The sequence below is a fragment of the Nostoc sp. S13 genome (assembly GCF_029379315.1).
Classification (GTDB): Bacteria; Cyanobacteriota; Cyanobacteriia; order Cyanobacteriales; family Nostocaceae; genus Nostoc.
Genome location: NZ_JAQYWQ010000007.1, coordinates 68,993 through 86,092 on the forward strand (window position 1 = coordinate 68,993; position 17,100 = coordinate 86,092).

The 17,100-nt window shown below is 42.3% G+C and carries 12 protein-coding genes and 1 pseudogene; 7 read left to right on the forward strand and 6 right to left on the reverse strand.

Annotated features, from left to right (window positions below; all coding sequences use genetic code 11):
• The first annotated feature begins 66 nt into the window (after positions 1–66).
• A complete protein-coding gene (locus tag PUQ00_RS04115) occupies positions 67–861 on the forward strand; it encodes a hypothetical protein (RefSeq protein WP_300413446.1) in 795 nt (264 codons plus the stop codon).
• A gap of 782 nt (positions 862–1,643) precedes the next feature.
• On the opposite strand, the gene PUQ00_RS04120 is transcribed toward PUQ00_RS04115, so the two are convergent.
• Positions 1,644–2,447, reverse strand: coding sequence for a hypothetical protein (locus PUQ00_RS04120; RefSeq protein ID WP_300413448.1), 804 nt, complete (start codon positions 2,445–2,447; stop codon positions 1,644–1,646).
• Positions 2,448–3,020: 573 nt separating this feature from the next.
• Between PUQ00_RS04120 and PUQ00_RS04125 the strand changes: the two genes are divergently transcribed.
• Both PUQ00_RS04125 and PUQ00_RS04130 read left to right on the forward strand, forming a co-directional pair.
• Positions 3,021–4,619, forward strand: a complete 1,599-nt coding sequence (locus PUQ00_RS04125; protein WP_300413450.1) for a cellulase family glycosylhydrolase — start codon at positions 3,021–3,023, stop codon at positions 4,617–4,619.
• Between the two features lie 77 nt (positions 4,620–4,696).
• Positions 4,697–6,481, forward strand: a complete 1,785-nt coding sequence (locus PUQ00_RS04130; protein WP_300413452.1) for a M61 family metallopeptidase — start codon at positions 4,697–4,699, stop codon at positions 6,479–6,481.
• 164 nt (positions 6,482–6,645) lie between these two features.
• Here the strand turns inward: PUQ00_RS04130 and pyk are convergent, their stop codons facing one another.
• Entirely contained in the window at positions 6,646–8,415 is a 1,770-nt protein-coding gene (gene pyk, locus PUQ00_RS04135; RefSeq protein WP_300413454.1) for a pyruvate kinase, read from the reverse strand.
• A gap of 382 nt (positions 8,416–8,797) precedes the next feature.
• On the opposite strand from pyk, the gene crtR reads away from it, so the two are divergent.
• Positions 8,798–9,688, forward strand: coding sequence for a beta-carotene hydroxylase (gene crtR / locus PUQ00_RS04140; protein ID WP_300413531.1), 891 nt, complete (start codon positions 8,798–8,800; stop codon positions 9,686–9,688).
• A gap of 379 nt (positions 9,689–10,067) precedes the next feature.
• Here the strand turns inward: crtR and PUQ00_RS04145 are convergent, their stop codons facing one another.
• From PUQ00_RS04145 to PUQ00_RS04160, 4 genes and pseudogenes are all read right to left on the reverse strand, one after another.
• Entirely contained in the window at positions 10,068–10,325 is a 258-nt protein-coding gene (locus PUQ00_RS04145; protein ID WP_300413456.1) for a hypothetical protein, read from the reverse strand.
• Positions 10,326–10,390: 65 nt separating this feature from the next.
• Positions 10,391–10,744, reverse strand: a complete 354-nt coding sequence (locus PUQ00_RS04150) for a hypothetical protein (RefSeq protein ID WP_300413458.1) — start codon at positions 10,742–10,744, stop codon at positions 10,391–10,393.
• A gap of 289 nt (positions 10,745–11,033) precedes the next feature.
• A complete protein-coding gene (locus PUQ00_RS04155) occupies positions 11,034–12,518 on the reverse strand; it encodes an acyl-CoA synthetase (protein ID WP_300413460.1) in 1,485 nt (494 codons plus the stop codon).
• Positions 12,519–12,664: 146 nt separating this feature from the next.
• Positions 12,665–12,808, reverse strand: a pseudogene (locus tag PUQ00_RS04160) (sulfite exporter TauE/SafE family protein); the annotation flags it as partial.
• 312 nt (positions 12,809–13,120) lie between these two features.
• On the opposite strand from PUQ00_RS04160, the gene PUQ00_RS04165 reads away from it, so the two are divergent.
• The 3 genes from PUQ00_RS04165 to PUQ00_RS04175 all read left to right on the forward strand — a co-directional run bounded on the left by PUQ00_RS04165 (position 13,121) and on the right by PUQ00_RS04175 (position 16,375).
• Entirely contained in the window at positions 13,121–14,320 is a 1,200-nt protein-coding gene (locus PUQ00_RS04165) for an ABC exporter membrane fusion protein (RefSeq protein WP_300413462.1), read from the forward strand.
• Between the two features lie 102 nt (positions 14,321–14,422).
• The gene (gene devC / locus PUQ00_RS04170; RefSeq protein ID WP_300413533.1) at positions 14,423–15,595 is read left to right on the forward strand and encodes an ABC transporter permease DevC; all 1,173 of its coding nucleotides are present in this window, start codon (positions 14,423–14,425) and stop codon (positions 15,593–15,595) included.
• Positions 15,596–15,676: 81 nt separating this feature from the next.
• A complete protein-coding gene (locus PUQ00_RS04175) occupies positions 15,677–16,375 on the forward strand; it encodes a DevA family ABC transporter ATP-binding protein (protein WP_300413464.1) in 699 nt (232 codons plus the stop codon).
• Positions 16,376–17,100 lie beyond the last annotated feature (725 nt).

Here is a 17,100-nt window from a genome sequence, read left to right on the forward strand (position 1 = left end):
TAAATTGGGCATAATAGGTAAAAAGCTGAGTTAATTACAAAAAAGCCAAAAATATTGCCTTTTATCATGAAAAATCTTGATTTAAAGACTATTATTCCCAAATTTAAAGCTTTAACTACTGCTAATCTCCAGGTAGCCATTTGCTTAATGCTTTTAGCTACCAGTTATGGCTGTGTTCAAAAAGCACAAGAAAAGGTGGAGATGCAAATTGAAAATGTACAACCTATATCAGGTAAAGGCGTATACAACGTCGTCGGTAGTAGTAATCTGCCTGAGTCTAGCAAGATTACAGTGGTGGCTGTGCGTTATTTGCGTCCAGTATCAGGACAAGCAGAAGCTTTGCTGAACTCAGACACAAATACTAACCGTTCAATTCTGGCTCGTCAAATTGTGGAAGTGAAACAGGGACAATGGGAGGCCGCGCTGAATCTGTGGCAAGTTTCACCCAATGGTAGTTTTCAGGAAGCCTGGCAAGGAAATCTAGCACAAATACGACTGTTTCCAGAAGATGCCGTTACATTTGTCGCTATTTTCGATCCTGCTAGTCAGTGGGAACAGTCAGATAATCAAAACCCTCAAAAGTTAAAGTCAGAAAATCAACAGCTTGAAAAGCTTGAAAGCAAGTTGATTCGCTTTACTAACGAAGGTGAAAAGTATTTACAAGTTAGCCAAAGCTTAACAATACCCCTACCTACGGGGAAAACAATATCACCTCGTCCGCAACCGGAAGACTTGAATGGTGGTTGGGGAAACCGATATCAAATCCCGCCGCAATCCATAGCTTCTAAAACGACCTTACTTGCACCGGCTAAAAATAGGCAGACGAATGCCTATGTGACTCCTTCAGAGTTTCTTAGGTGAGAATTAATATTGGTATTAACAATTCAAAATTGTTTGCATGGTCACTGAGCCTTGCCGAAGTGCATCGTCTCCTAGAGAAGAGAGTTTCAAACGGAGCGAAAAGTGTGGTCTTCTCCCTAACTCTTGGAGACGCTTTAGCGCATAGCGCCACGGAGAGCGAGTCAGACGCTAACGCTTCTCTACCAGACGCAGTGTAGAGAAGCAATCCCAGTCTTGATGAGATTGCTTCTCTACCAGAGGCTGCACCAACGTTCGCAATGACGCAAATACGTTACCTTTACCCCTTTAAAACCTCGTTTCCAGCCTCTGGCTGGAAATGCTCTTCAATTGCGGCTCTGCCGCGAGTCAGGAAGGCGGCAGCCCCCCAATAGGCATTCCCAGTCTCCGACTGGGAACGAGATAATGAGATAATCTGCTAAAAGCTGGTTATAGGCCAATACAGTTCAGTTAAGCATTTCTTGCTTCTCTTCCTTCTCTTCCTTTGCGACGGCAGTCGCTACAACTCTTAGCCACCCCCTTGCGGAGGTTCCCTCCGTTGGGGGGAGTGGCGTGGGAACCCCCCTTCGGGTTCACCAGTCGCCTACGGCGGGAAACCCCCCTATAGCGCTGGATTCACCGCAACGCGCTGCCTCTCCTTTGCGGTTCGTTAAAAAAATTGACTTTGACAAAGAGTTTTAGCCTTAACCCAAGCGTATTGGGTTATAGGCTGGTTTTCACCTTAAGTCGCTATAAACCTGTTTATCTTCAGCTTTTGCTCTTTGATAAACAGATTTAAGTAGATTTCAAATAACCGTATTGTAGTAAATCTGAAATTTAGCTGTGGATTCCACCTCAGCATTTGTTGCTTGGGGCGTTAGTTGCAAATTGTTCTGCATTGCCTGCATCTGTAACATCATCTCTTTAATTTGTTTTTGCAACTCTTCAAATTCTGATGACATGATTGCTGTTTGATTCACTTCACCCGCAAGAGTTTGTTTGATGCTGTTCGGATTTTCTTGAGCATAGCTAAGGAAAGCTTCAGCAGATGCAAATGCAGAAGTAGCAGCAACATTTGTCATAGTCGTAGTGCTATTTTTTTGAGTTGCAACCTTTGGTACAGGATTTATTGGCTGTGTGTACATTGATGTCGGGGTTTGCGCTCCAATAGGTTGAGATGCAGTTATTGCAGAGCTTTTTGAACTGAGAGCTTGGTCAAAAGGCATCTCGTCATCTAAAAAAGCGCTCAATCCAGAAATTTGCAGCCGAGGCTCGGACACTTGCCATTCTTTTAGTAATGTTTCTTTTTGTAGTAGGTGTTGCTCTAGATTAGATAATTCCTCACGAATTTTCGCTGATTTGTCAGAAGAATTTCGCCAACCACAGAAAGCGAGTGCTGAAATTCCAGACCCGATACTCAGTGCAGTTGCAAAAACTACGTAAGGAATAGCAATATCTCTAAGTTTGCCGGAAAAAATAGGTTCTTCCTGGAATTTGATGGCAATTTGTTTATCGCCTAGTGTCGCAAGGGGCAATGACATTAAAGAAAATACACTTAGAGAAGCGATCGCAGGTGGTAGTAAAAATTTTTGCAGTGCAGAAAGTGTCATATCAGAAAACTTTTGTAAAATAAAAGACTATGGATAGATTGCAGCAGATATATTTACCGCTTGTAACATCTAACTTATTTAGAGTTTTCACGGTCACTCAATATGTGTACTGCCTTAATATCTAAGTTATTCTCTCTACAAGATTTTTTCAATAGCTAACTCATGAAGAACTCAGTAAATTACGTAAACTTTCTGTAAATTAAGTAACTAACGCAGGTTGTATAAAGGGAAATACAAAATATAGACAGAAGTTTATAGGTATTACCAGTCAAAGATTTTAGCGCTCTTGACTTCCACTAGCCAATTTTTGCGGATACAGAAACAATAGTAGCTAAATATTGCTCTAAGATTACTAGAGGGTTAGATATATGGAATGTTAATTTAATAACTAAAAAGCTGCCAAATAAATGCATTGTAATCAGAGTCTAAAAATTTATGCTCGATGAAATAGTTATATATCTAAAAACAGTTTTTAAGTAAAGATACTTAAAATGTATATTGTTTATCATAAAAGTTACATATTTATTTAAATAATTAAACGTAGAAAAGATCTCCAGGAAAAGTAATAAAATTATGCGAGTGATCTCTAAAAGTAAACCAAGAACATTCAGGTTACACAAGCAATTCCTGATATTTTCCTTAAGCTTAGTGGTATTTTTAGTAATAATTTTGACTAAACTACCTGCTAGTATCCAGCTAAATGCTTCTAGGGCTGCGACACCCATAGAGCTACCGCTTTCAACGATTGGTAGAACAATTGTGGATGCGAAAGGCAAGGTTGTATTGCTCAGAGGTGTTAACTGGTTTGGTATGGAAACTGATACGCACGCCCCTCATGGTTTATGGAAACGAGATTATAAAGAAATATTGGTACAAATTAAAAGCTTGGGATATAACGTGATCCGGCTACCTTATTCTGTGGCAGCATTGCGATCGCCTAATGTAAGTAACATTGAGTTTGGAATTGGCAGCAACATAGAACTCCAAGGTAAAACCCCCTTAGAGGTAATGGACTTAATCATTCAAGAAGCAGGACGCCAAGGATTACTAATCCTACTTGACAACCACCGTCTCAACGACCAGCAAATTCCAGAATTATGGTATGGAGATGGATTTACGGAAACAGACTGGATCGATACCTGGAAAATGTTAGCCATCCGATACAAAAATCAAGCTAATGTTATCGGCGCAGACTTAAAAAACGAACCTCACGGCAAAGCGAGCTGGGGTGATAACAACATCAATACCGACTGGCGACTAGCAGCAGAACGCGCAGGCAATGCTATTCTCAGTGTCAACCCTAATTGGCTGATTGTCGTTGAAGGAGTAGAAAAGAATGTCCCTGGTCAAAAACTGCTAGAGCATTGGCATGGTGGGAATTTAGAAGGTGTAAAGAGCTACCCAGTACGTTTATCTCCTTCTCACAAACTAGTCTATTCTCCTCATGAGTACGGCGCTGGGGTGTACAATCAGCCCTACTTTTCTGCCTCTAACTTTCCTAAAAATCTAATTGAACGCTGGCAAATAGGATTTAACTATATCGCTAGTGAGAATATTGCTCCCATCTTAATTGGCGAGTTTGGCGGACGGAAAGTAGACTTAAATTCCAAAGAAGGAATTTGGCAAAATGAGTTGGTGAAATACATTCAAAAAAATAACTTGAGCTTTACTTACTGGAGTTGGAATCCTGATAGTAGTGATACAGGCGGAATTTTACTAGATGATTGGCAAAGTATTGATCTACCCAAGCAGCAATTACTGTCTCAACTGCTCTCACCTGTACAAGTTCAACCGCCAGACCAACCGAGTAATCCTTCTATTTCCCCAACTCCAAGTGCTTCTGTCTCGCCATCTCCGACTAGCACTGCCCAACTAAAAGTAACTACTGACATCAATTCCAACTGGAAAACTGGTTTTTGTGTCAGTTTCAAAATTACAAATCAGGGAAATACCAAGGTTAGCAATTGGCAACTGGGATTTAAGATGAATCAAGCTAAGATTAATAACTCTTGGAACGCAGATTTTAAGCAGCAAGGAGCGATACAGTATGTAGTAACTCCTTTGGACTGGGGAAAAACAATTGAACCAAATCAAGTACGGGATACCGGCTTTTGTGCCAATAAACTTGGTTCTGACTACCAGCCGCAGCAAATAGCCGCCGTTTCCATTTAAAGCCAAAGCCAAAAGTTAAAAGGCGAATTTGTCATGATGGGAGATATTACCTATCGACTATTAACTCAGCACACAAGATGACTGAAGCAACAGCAACTCGTCCCAATATCTACGTCCAGGAAACCGGGCCAAGGATTCATTACCTGGTGGCAATGTCCCAACCAGAAACCCATCTGTTTGAGGTGACTTTACACCTTGTCGATTACCCCTCGCCGATTCTCGATTTAAAATTGCCGGTATGGACACCGGGTTCCTACTTAGTCCGGGAATACGCCAAGAATTTACAGGATTTTGTGGCTTTTGCAGAGGATAAGCCTTTACCTTGGCGGAAGATCAGTAAAAATCACTGGCAGATAGACAAAATAGATGTTTCAGAATTAACTGTACGTTACCGCATTTTTGCGAATGAGTTATCGGTACGGACAAATCACTTAGATCCAAGCCACGGTTATTTTAACGGTGCGGCACTCTTTTTTAGAATACCGGGTTGCGAGAACCGACCCATTCGCATCACCATCGTACCACCACGCCGGGAATGGCAGGTAACTACTGCCTTGCCACCCATTGCTGAGGAAACGAATACTTTCTTGGCTGGCGACTTTGATACTCTTGTTGATACTCCGTTTGAGATTGGTCTGCACCAATTGTATAAATTTGAGGTTTTGGGAAAACCCCATGAACTGGCAATCTGGGGACAGGGTAATTTCCAAACCCAGCGATTGATTGCTGATATCCAAAAAATTGTTCAAGTAGAAGCAAAGATGTTCGGCGGTTTGCCCTATGAACGATACGTGTTTCTGCTACATTTATTTAGTCAAGCTTTTGGCGGTTTGGAGCATAAAAATTCTTGCTCTTTAATTTACCACCGTTTTGGGTTTCGCGCTCAGGATAAGTACGATCGCTTTATCCAGTTGGTAGCACACGAGTTCTTTCACTTGTGGAATGTCAAGCGAATTCGCCCAAAAGCATTAGAGGTTTTTGATTACGACCAGGAAAACTACACACCATCATTGTGGTTTTGTGAAGGCACTACTAGTTACTATGACTTGTTAATTCCTTTGCGGGCGGAAATTTACGATGTTAAGTCGTATTTGAATAACTTGGGTAAAGAAATTACCAGATATGAAATGACACCGGGGCGCAAGGTACAACCTGCTTCCGAGTCGAGTTTTGATGCTTGGATTAAACTCTATCGCCCGGATGCCAATAGCGGTAATTCCCAAATTTCCTACTATTTAAAAGGAGAAATGGTATCGTTGTTGCTGGATTTACTGATTCGCTCTACTCACGACAATCAGCGCTCCCTTGATGACGTGATGCTGAAAATGTGGCAGCAATTTGGACAAGCTGAAATTGGCTATACTCCAGAACAGTTGCAGGAAGTTATAGAATCTGTTGCCGGAATCAATTTGACTGATTTCTTTAAACGCTACATTGATGGCATTGACGATTTGCCTTGGAATCAGTACCTGAAACCCTTTGGTTTGCAGTTAGTAGCTGATCAGCAGGAAGAACCTTACCTGGGTGTGAGAATAAATACAGAGAATGGGCGGGAGATTATTAAGTTTGTGGAGACTGGTTCACCAGCACAAATAAAGGGAATTGATGCAGGTGATGAGTTGCTAGCAATTGATGGGATTAAGGTAATGGGGAATAGTTTAAGCGATCGCCTCAAAGATTACCAACCAAACGATACAATCGAGGTTACAGTTTTCCACCAAGACGAACTGCGTACCTATTCCATTACTTTAGCGTCACCACATCCCACTCGATATCAGGTAAAGCCTCTTGAGCATCCTGATTCTACACAGCAGCAAAACTTTGCTGGATGGCTTGGGGTTGCGATCGCAACTGTTTCATAAAGGGATTGGGCATAGGGCATGGGGCATGGGGCATTGGGCATTGGGCATGGGGCATGGGGCATTGGGCATTGGGCATTGGGCATTGGGCATTGGGCATTGGGCATTGGGCATTGGTTATTAATTCTTATCCCCACTCCCCACTCCCCACTCCCCACTCCCTCCTACTAAGCCGTTCTCACTGCCCCAGAGTAAATCAAACCCCGTTGTAGATCCAGGGTTATAATTGCCCCATCCCGAATCGCCTGCGTTGCCTGCTTTACGCCGACAATCACTGGCACACCGAGACGTAAACCAATCACTGCTGCGTGACTTGTGAGACTTTCCTCTTCTGTAATAATCCCAGCAGCTTTCCGAATTGCCTCAACAAAATCGGCACTAGTGCGGGGTGCAACTAATATGTCTCCAGGATTAAAGTTACTAACATCCATGCCAGTATTAGCCACCCGTGCGCGACCACTCACTGAACCTTGTCCCAGTCCAATTCCGTGACCTAGTATTGCCGTCACCACCTCTACCTTAATCAAATCTGTGGAGCCGGAAATTCCCTGGAGTGTGCCAGCAGTCATCACTACTAAATCTCCCTGAGACAGTAACTTAAGTTCCTGAGCTACGTTGATCGCAGCTTGAAATGTCTGACCAGTGGAAGGTAATCCTAACACCAACAGCGGTTTTACTCCCCACACCATTTGTAGCTGTCGCGCCACATTCACATGGGGTGTCACTGCCAAAATCGGTGTCTGGGGACGGAACTTAGAGACATTGCGAGCTGTTGCCCCGGTTTGCGTTAGGGTCATGATTGCTGCTGCGCCTAGTTGTTCGGCAATTTGACCTACAGCTTGACTAATAGCATTGGGAATGGATCGCCGGGTATCTCTCAAAGAACGTAAGTTTAAGTGTTGGACTTCCTCCTGCTCCATGCGCTCGGCAATCCGTGCCATCGTCGCCACTGCTTCTACAGGGAAGCTACCCACTGCGGTTTCATTGGAGAGCATCACCGCATCCGTGCCATCTAAAATCGCATTTGCCACATCCGACACTTCAGCGCGAGTGGGACGGGGATTGCTCACCATGCTGTCTAACATCTGGGTGGCGGTGATGATCGGAATCCCCAAGCGATTTGCTGTGGCAATTAGCCGCTTTTGGAGTACGGGGACATCCTCTGCTGGCAATTCTACCCCTAAGTCGCCTCTGGCAACCATCACGCCATCACACAAAGACAGAATCGCCTCCATTTGTTCGATGGCCTCGTGCTTTTCAATTTTGGCCACGACTGGCACTTGCTTGCCTGTACTGGAAATTAGCTCTTTAATTTCGATCATGTCCTGGGGATTGCGGACAAAGGAAAGTGCCACCCAATCTACACCCTGATCCAGACCAAACATCAGATCCTCTCTGTCTTTGTCGGTCATTGCCTTAATTGACAGATAAACGCCGGGAAAGTTTACGCCTTTGTTATTAGAAAGTTTTCCAGGCACGGTGATCCGACAATGCAAATCACCTTTGTCCCGATTAATCTCCTCCACCAGCATTTCTACTCGTCCATCATCGAGGAGGATTTTTGCACCAACCGGAACTTCTTCGGCTAAATAATCGTAGGTGACACAGCTAATTTCCTGCGTACCGACCACTGGACGATTTGTCAAGGTGAAGCGATCGCCTTTTGCCAAAACTATAGACCCGTTGTCAAACTTCCCCAAGCGAATTTTTGGGCCCTGCAAGTCTTGGAGAATAGCCACTGGCTGATTTAGTTCAAAGGCAGTTTGCCGAATTAAGCGAATACTACGCTGATGGTCGGCATGAGTTCCATGAGAGAAGTTTAGCCGCAGCGTCGTGGCTCCCGCTTCAATAATCGCCTTGAGCATTTCAGGACTGCTAGTGGCGGGGCCAATAGTAGCGACAATTTTTGTCCGGCGCAGAGAATCTCTTAATTGCATAGGGGCTGAAGTTAGGGAGCTATCTGGGAAGTCATCGTAACTTAAGTCGCATCTCCTTTTCAGTCACTGCTATATCAATAGATAAGCAGTTAGAGAGGATTTATGAGAAAGTGGAGGCTGTGGGATAGACTAGATATCGTACATCAATCTTGTATCCATACCTCTCCACCAAGGAATTTATCCCATCAATTTATTGCCGATTGTTATACCCCACTTATCAGTAAAGACTAGTCCTCGTCTGGAATCATAGCGTTATTCATCTGCTGATATGCAAAGCTGTAGATAAATATTGCTATACAATACTTTGTAAAACTTTATTATTTGATAATCTTTATCGTATATTTGTAATAAATATTTGCTCAAGAAGGAGTCAATGTTAGAAATGATCACATCGGAGGCAAAAAAGCCACTGACGATCCCACCCAAGGAATTTTTAGCGCCTCCTGGTGATTTCAATCCCACACTACTGCTGTTTTTGGTAGCTGTGGCAATGTTGGTGTTATCTAGCTTTGGTTACTGGCTTTGGGAATGGCCGCACTGGCTGTGCTTTAGCGTTAACACTATTGCATTGCATTGTGCTGGAACGGTAATTCATGACGCGTGTCACCAATCTGCCCATCGCAACCGGATGATTAATGCGATGTTAGGGCATGGCAGTGCTTTAATGCTAGCTTTTGCTTTTCCAGTGTTTACGCGGGTGCATTTACAGCATCATGGCCATGTTAATGATCCCGAAAACGATCCAGATCATTATGTTTCTACGGGTGGGCCGCTATGGTTGATTGCAGTGCGGTTTTTATACCACGAGGTATTTTTCTTTCAACGGCAACTGTGGCGTAAATATGAGCTATTAGAATGGTTCATCAGCCGTTTAATTGTCGGCGTAATTGTTTATATATCAGTGCAATACCACTTTTTGGGTTACATTCTCAATTTTTGGTTTATACCGGCTTTTGTGGTGGGGATAGCACTAGGATTATTTTTTGATTATTTGCCCCATCGTCCTTTTGCGGAGCGCGATCGCTGGAAAAATGCTCGCGTTTATCCTAACCCAGTTCTCAATATCCTGATTATGGGACAAAATTACCACTTAATTCATCATTTGTGGCCTTCTATTCCTTGGTACAATTATCAGCCCAGCTATTATCTGATGAAGCCCCTATTAGATGAAAAAGGATGTTATCAAACTTCAGGATTGTTACAGAAAAAGGACTTTTTTGAGTTTGTTTATGACATCTTTCTCGGAATTCGGTTTGATCATCACAAAGAATAGATACAGCAGTCTGCTTTGATTTTTGTTCGCCCAGCGTGGCGTAGCCATAATTATTTGCGTGGACAGGGAGTGGGGAAGAAGCCTTTTCGGGGTGTACTGATTTTTTTCAAAAATCAAATACGAGTCCTATATAGCAATTCTAAATCATTCGTGAAAAGTTAGATCCCCGACAACTTTTACTAAGTCGGGGATCTGGACACCGAGAATTTTCACAAATCAGATAGGATTGCTATATTATGAAAGCTGCTATAAAACTAGATTTATTCACTTCTTAATATCTTCTAATTTTAGTTTTTATTATTCAGGGCTTAAATATTCATTGTCAACCAAAAATTTTAAAGATTAAAGTATGGTTTTAAAACATTAACCTATTGAAATTTTAGAGATTTTTTTCATTTTCCAACATTTTATCTCTATTGACGAATTCTTCAAATAAAACAAAAAATTTATTGAAAGCTTTCACATCATCGTCAGAATACAACAGAATTATTTTCTCCCATGATTGACTTAATTCAACCATAGATTTCCATTTTATCCACTCTGGAAATTTTTCAAATTCTTTTTCTTGTTCTGTTTTAGGTAATTGAAGTTCCCGTTTAGAAACATTATATCCATGTAAAAAAGCATGAAAGAGCAATAAGAGAACGCCTTCCTAAATAAAAAATTGGCTCATCTTTTATTTGTGTTATGATATCGTATAAATCAGTCATTTTTTATATCCTTATTATTATCAGAGTATTGATTTTCTAAATGTTTTTTATGAGCAAAAAACTCATCAGACAATTCAAAAAACTTATCTAGAGCATCTCTTTCATCTTCTGAATAAAAAAGTATTACACTAGACCATGCGCGATTTTTACCCGCGCTATATTTGTTGCAAATCCATCTAATCAACTCACTAAATTCTTGTCGAAATTTCTTGTATGATGGTGATTGAGTGTTATGCATTGCATAATCATATCCCAAGAAAAAAGCTTCTAAATTAAATATAGAGTGCTTTCCTAGACGATATGGCTCTTTTTTTAGAGTCTCTAAAATATTGTATAAATCTTCCATAGTTTTCTATTCTCAAGTTTTAAATAGTAATTATATATGCTACAAATTTATGTAAAAGATTATTTTTGCTTGTTGTAATATTCAAACTGTTATTTTGGTTTAAGGAAAAGAGGTTCAAAAATTACTTAAATGCTGAGTATTTGAGAGAACTAGGAAGTGACTCTCTTCGTTTATTTTTTAACCACTATTATGGGGTAACTTTCAGCAAGCTTGGTTTTTCAAAAATCAAAACAGACTGCTATAGTAAATTTATGGAAAATTCCAGCAACTTCAATCGAACAGGCGATCGCTATGAGCGAAATAGCTCAACCACTGTTGGCTTAATCACTTTCCCCATAGCGTTGCGAGGTAACTCTTCAACCGTCAGAATTTGGGTTGGCACCTTATAGACAGCCAATCGCTCTTTTGCCCAACTCCTGAAAGATTCTAATGTTAAAGATTGTGACCGTTGCAATACTAATGCGGCACAAACCCGTTCACCCCACTCTATATCTGCAACCCCAACTACTGCACATTCCTGAATATCTGGATGCGATCGCAGCACTTCTTCAATTTCTAAAGCTGAAACTTTATACCCTCCTGTTTTGATAATATCCACACTCATCCGTCCCAGAATACGGTAGTTGCCGTTCTCAACTACGGCGATATCTCCAGTACAGAACCAGCCATCTTGGAAAGCTTTGGCGGTTGCTTGGGGGTTTTGCCAATATTCTAGAAACACCCCGGGGCCTTTAACTTGGATTTCTCCTGGTGTTCCTGCTGGGACTAACTGTCTACTTTCATTCACTAACCTGACTTCAACATCAGGCAGAGGCTTTCCCACATATCCTGATCGCCGTTCACCGTGTAAAGGGTTCGATAGCGCCATGCCAATTTCCGTCATCCCATATCGCTCAAGCAGAAAATGGCCGCTGATGGTCTGCCACTTTTCTAAAACTTCAACTGGTAACGCCGCCGAGCCAGAAACCATCAAGCGCATCTTAGCACAGCCTTCTGACATACTTTTTTGGCTTTGCTTAGAGGCAGTTTCCCAAGCCGCAATTAGCTTTACATAAATCGTCGGTACTGCCATAAATAGGGTTAAGTCACCCTGACAAATTCGGTTCCAAACGGTTTTGGCATCAAAGCTCAACATATGACACTCCGCCCCAGCCCATAAAGCACAGGTCAGTATGTTAACAATCCCATGAATATGATGTAGTGGCAGTATATGCAAAATGCGATCGCTAGATGTCCATTCCCAAGCGGTGATTAAGCTAGTCACTTGCGCTTGAATATTTTGATGAGTTGTAACCACACCCTTCGGTTTACCTGTTGTGCCGCTCGTGTAGAGAATTAAGGCGCGTCTAGTGATATCTACCTCTGGGAGGCGACCAACATTAGATGGCAGCGTTTCTGAGGTGAGGATAAATCGCAAATTTTGTTCATTAGCGAGCGATCGCAGTATACTTTCAAAATTGGGATGAGCAACAATAATCGATGCTCCACAATTGGTAATGACATACTCTAATTCTGGTCGCGGGTGGGAAATACACAGAGGTACAGCTATGCCACCAGCCCGCCAAATCCCCCATTGAGTGGCTACATACTCAAACCCCGGCGGGATCAGAAAAGCAACTCGCTGCTCTTGTAAATCTTCTACATTTTTAAGAAGACCTGTTGCTATTTGACTGGAAGTATGCAGCAAATCCCGATAGGTAAATGCTTCGTCCGTTGTAGCAATCGCCGTTTTCTCGTTGTGTTCTTCAGCACGAATAATCAATGGGAGATTCACGTTTCTTTACTGATTTAGGATTGATTCAATCTACTTACTAAAAGCATATATAACAATTCTATTTGATTTGCCAACACGACAGGCTCAGATCCCCGACTTCTTCAAGAAGTCGGGGATCTTTTTGTTTGTAACTTGTATAGATGCTACAACCAACTTTCTATAGTTGCCCGGAATATTGCGCCAAAAGTTGTAGCTACTTCTAGGAATATTTCCAACCGCAGATTTGTGTAGCCTTCCTTAACATAGGCAGAAGTCGCTCCACTAGACGTAGCAATTACAGAGACTGGCGATCGCCGATAAGCTTTTTAGCTGACTGAATTTACCTCTGATTGTTGGCGCTGTTACAACTCGTAATTTTAAAACCGTTTACTATACCTGAAGACTTTCAAAAAACAAAGGTAGTTCGTCAGGAACATAAGTCTCTGAATAATGGAGAGTGACTTGTTGTTATCCGATCCGGCTAAATCGCAGTCGGTTGGTAAATTATCAACAACTTCCATTTTTTATGGACTCTAAACCAATAAATGAACAATAACTAACAAGTTAAGGAGAAAAGCTTAATCTATTTAGTTTTTTCTGCGCCACTAGTTAAGAGGTAATCTATGGTGCGAAACTCAAAGCTAGGGTACAGAACGTTCCCTAAGTCTATTCTGCGTCCATCCGTTGCTATAGGTATAATTGCATCTTTATTGGTTGGCGGAATAAGTTTTTATATAGTAAAACGCTGGCAAAATTATGCCAATTCAGAGGCACAAATGCCAGCAACACAATTGCCACAGTTAAAAACGGTAACAGCTTTAGGGCGGATTGAACCACAGGGAAAGGTAATAAAACTCTCTGCTGCGGTGTCTGCGGAAGGAAGTCAGGTAGAAAAGTTGTTAGTGAAGGAGGGGGATAGGGTAAAAGCAGGACAGGTGATTGCAATTTTGAACAGCCGCGATCGCTTGCAAGCAGCATTAAAAGAGGCGCAAGAACAAGTAAAAGTCGCCCAAGCAAACCTAAATCGCACCCAAGCAGGTGCTAAACACGGTGAAATTGCCGCCCAAAAAGCCGCGATCGCCCGCCTAGAAGCAGAACGCCAAGGTGATATTAATGCCCAAGCAGCGACAATTGAGCGATTCCAAGCCGAAATGCGTAATGCCCAAGCAGAAGACGAACGCTATCAGCAACTAGATCAACAGGGCGCAATTTCCGCTTCCCAACGGGATAGCAAGCGTTTAAACTTGGAAACCGCCCAAAAAAGCCTACAAGAATCACAGGCACAATTAAATCGTACGCAATCAACTAGCCAGCAACAAGTCAAAGAAGCCACAGCAAGACTTGATGAAATTGCCGAAGTGCGGGGAGTAGATGTAGAAGTTGCCCAAGCAGAAGTCAATCGTGCCGTAGCAGCGATGAATCTGGCAAAAGTCAATCTCAAACAGGCCGAAGTGCGATCGCCTGAAAATGGACAGGTATTTGAGATCCATACCCATCCAGGGGAATTGGTATCAAATGATGGCATTGCAGATATTGGACAAACCAGCCAGATGTATGTCATAGCCGAAGTCTACGAAAGCGATATTGGCAAAGTGCATTCAGGGCAGCAAGTGCAAGTATTTGGTGATTACCTCCCGATTGAATTGCAGGGAATCGTAGATCGCAAAGGCTTGCAAGTGCGACGGCAGAATGTGATCAACACAGATCCCGTCAGCAATATCGACAACAGAGTCGTGGAAGTTCATATCCGACTAGATGAAGCCTCCAGCCGAAAAGCTGCCACCTTAACTAATATGCAAGTTAAGGCAGTAATTGAATTGTGAAAAGGGCATTGGGCATTGGGAAAGAGGAGGCAGAAATTCTTCAATTTTGAATTTTGAATTTTGAATTTTGAATTTTGAATTGATTTCTCCCCACTTATTATGATGCAATTAATCAAACAACTACTACGGCGAACTCCTCTAGGATGGCTGCAACTGAATCATGAAAAAAGCCGTCTCTTGGTAGCATTGTCAGGTATTGCCTTTGCTGATCTTCTCATGTTCATGCAGCTAGGCTTTCAGACTGCGCTGTATGACAGTAACACTAGACTGCATCGCAGTTTGCAAGCAGACATTGTTTTAACCAGTCCCCAAGCCCGTAACTTGCCAAGCTTGTCTACATTTTCTCGTCGGCGACTTTACCAAGCAATGGATATACCAGGGGTGAAGTCGGCCCAACCAATGTATTTCAACAACACAATCTGGAAAAATCCCCAAACACACCGTGAGACTGGGGTGTTAGTTATCGGGTTCAACCCAGACAAGCCAGCCTTTGACTTACCGGATGTTAACCAGCAATTGCAAGCGATTAAGCTGCCAGGCGCTGTCTTATTCGATCGTGGTGCTAGAGGAGATTATCAAAAAGCGATCGCTCAAATTGACCAAGGTAAAACTCTAACTACCGAAATAGAACGGCACACAATTACCATTAGTGGCTTATTCCAAATCGGGGCTTCCTTTGGCTCTGATGGTAATCTAATTACCAGCGATGAAAACTTTTTACGGCTATTTTCTGGGCGACAGTCTAGCAGTGTCAGTCTAGGTTTGATTCTTCTTAAACCAGGCTATGACCCAAAAAAGGTAGCAGCAACATTGAAAGCTTACCTCAGAGATGATGTCAGAGTATTAACCCATGCCGAATTTATTGAATTTGAGAACAACTTCTGGAGAAAAAACTCCCCAATTGGATTTATTTTCAGCCTGGGTGTATCGATGGGCTTTGTGGTGGGCGTGATTATCGTCTATCAAGTCCTTTCCACAGATGTTAATGCCCACGTTCGGGAATACGCCACCTTCAAAGCAATGGGATATCGCAATTACTACCTGCTAGGTGTGGTGCTTGAAGAATCCTTGATATTGGCAGCACTGGGCTTCTTCCCCGGATTGGGAGCGTCCTTAGCACTTTACCAACTGACTCGCACAGCCACAAATTTACCCATGTACATGACTGCGATTCGAGCATTGCAGGTATTAGTGCTGACTATAATTATGTGTGCAATTTCCGGTGCGATCGCCACCCGCAAACTCCAAGCCACCGATCCTGCTGATATGTTTTAAATTTGTCATTTGTCATTGGTCATTAGCAAAGGACAAAGGACAAATGACCAATGACGAGCATCACGAGTAATCGATCTATTTATGACTAGTCAATCCATCATCTCCATCCAGAATCTCGACCACCATTTTGGTCACGGCTCACTGCGTAAGCAAATTTTATGTAATATCAACTTGGAGATTAACGCCGGTGAAATTATTATTATGACTGGGCCTTCTGGTTCTGGAAAGACTACCTTGCTCACCTTAGTCGGTGGGTTGCGTTCTACCCAATCTGGTAGTTTGCGGGTGTTGGGACGAGAACTTTGTGGTGCTAGTGCTGAAAAACTAGTGCAGTCGCGACGCCATAACGGTTATATTTTCCAAGCACATAACTTGCATGGTAGTTTGACGGCACTCCAAAACGTCAAAATGGCTTTAGAATTGCACAAACATCTTGGGTTAAAAAAGATGCGAGCTAGGTCAGCCCAGATGTTAGAGCAGGTAGGATTAGGAAATCATTTGCATTACTATCCTGATAAACTGTCTGGAGGACAAAAACAAAGAGTCGCGATCGCTCGCGCCTTAGTCAGTCAGCCTCAAATAATCCTAGCGGATGAACCCACCGCCGCCCTTGACAGTCAATCGGGACGAGATGTAGTCAATCTGATCCAAAAACTGGCAAAAGAACAAGGTTGTACCATCTTGATGGTTACTCATGACAACCGCATCCTAGACATTGCCGATCGCATCGTTCACATGGAAGATGGTAAACTCAAGTCAAAAGTAATACTATCAGTCTAAAGTTCCTCAGATATTCCATAATTCAGAGTTAATTTTTGACACTCTGCGAGCTAAAGGTGCGGAGATTCTACATTCATAGACTCGCCGTTAGACAGCAGGTTTGCACCAACTGCCCTCTTAGCAAATCTCCTGTAGGTAAATTCCGGTATGCCCTACCGTACTCAGTCCTAATCTCAATTCGCGGAGCATCTCCTTAGTGCAGCCTCTCTTGTCTACGAAACCCTCCGCGTAGCTTGCTTCCCTAAAGGGGTACACTAGGAGCAAATTTTAAGATATTTACATTATTTAATATAATTTAATTTATCTTCGCCGACTTCCTGACATAGTTTAGGTGATTTCCCTATAGCAATTTCAACCTAACAATGTGATATTAGTGTCCAGTTGAAAAACTGTCCAGTTGATTCCAAGATTTCCTTCAAGTATTCTTATGTAATGGCTGTAACCACAACGAGTTTCCTTTGTTGCCTAACAAGTGACACCTATGGCAAGCCACGAGAGCATTTTTGCTATCAATCTAGTTAAATTTTATGCTCATTGTCAATGTCATATACCTTGGTTATTTAGACTTAAGACCAATTCACTAAAATTACAGATAAAATCATTCACCTTCCAATCAATAAGCACTTGGAGAATTTCCTAACATTTATGGTTTTCAACAACATCTGCTTCAAACAGGAAACACTGGTGATAATAAGCTAGTCTATTTTCTAACACAAGCAAGGTTT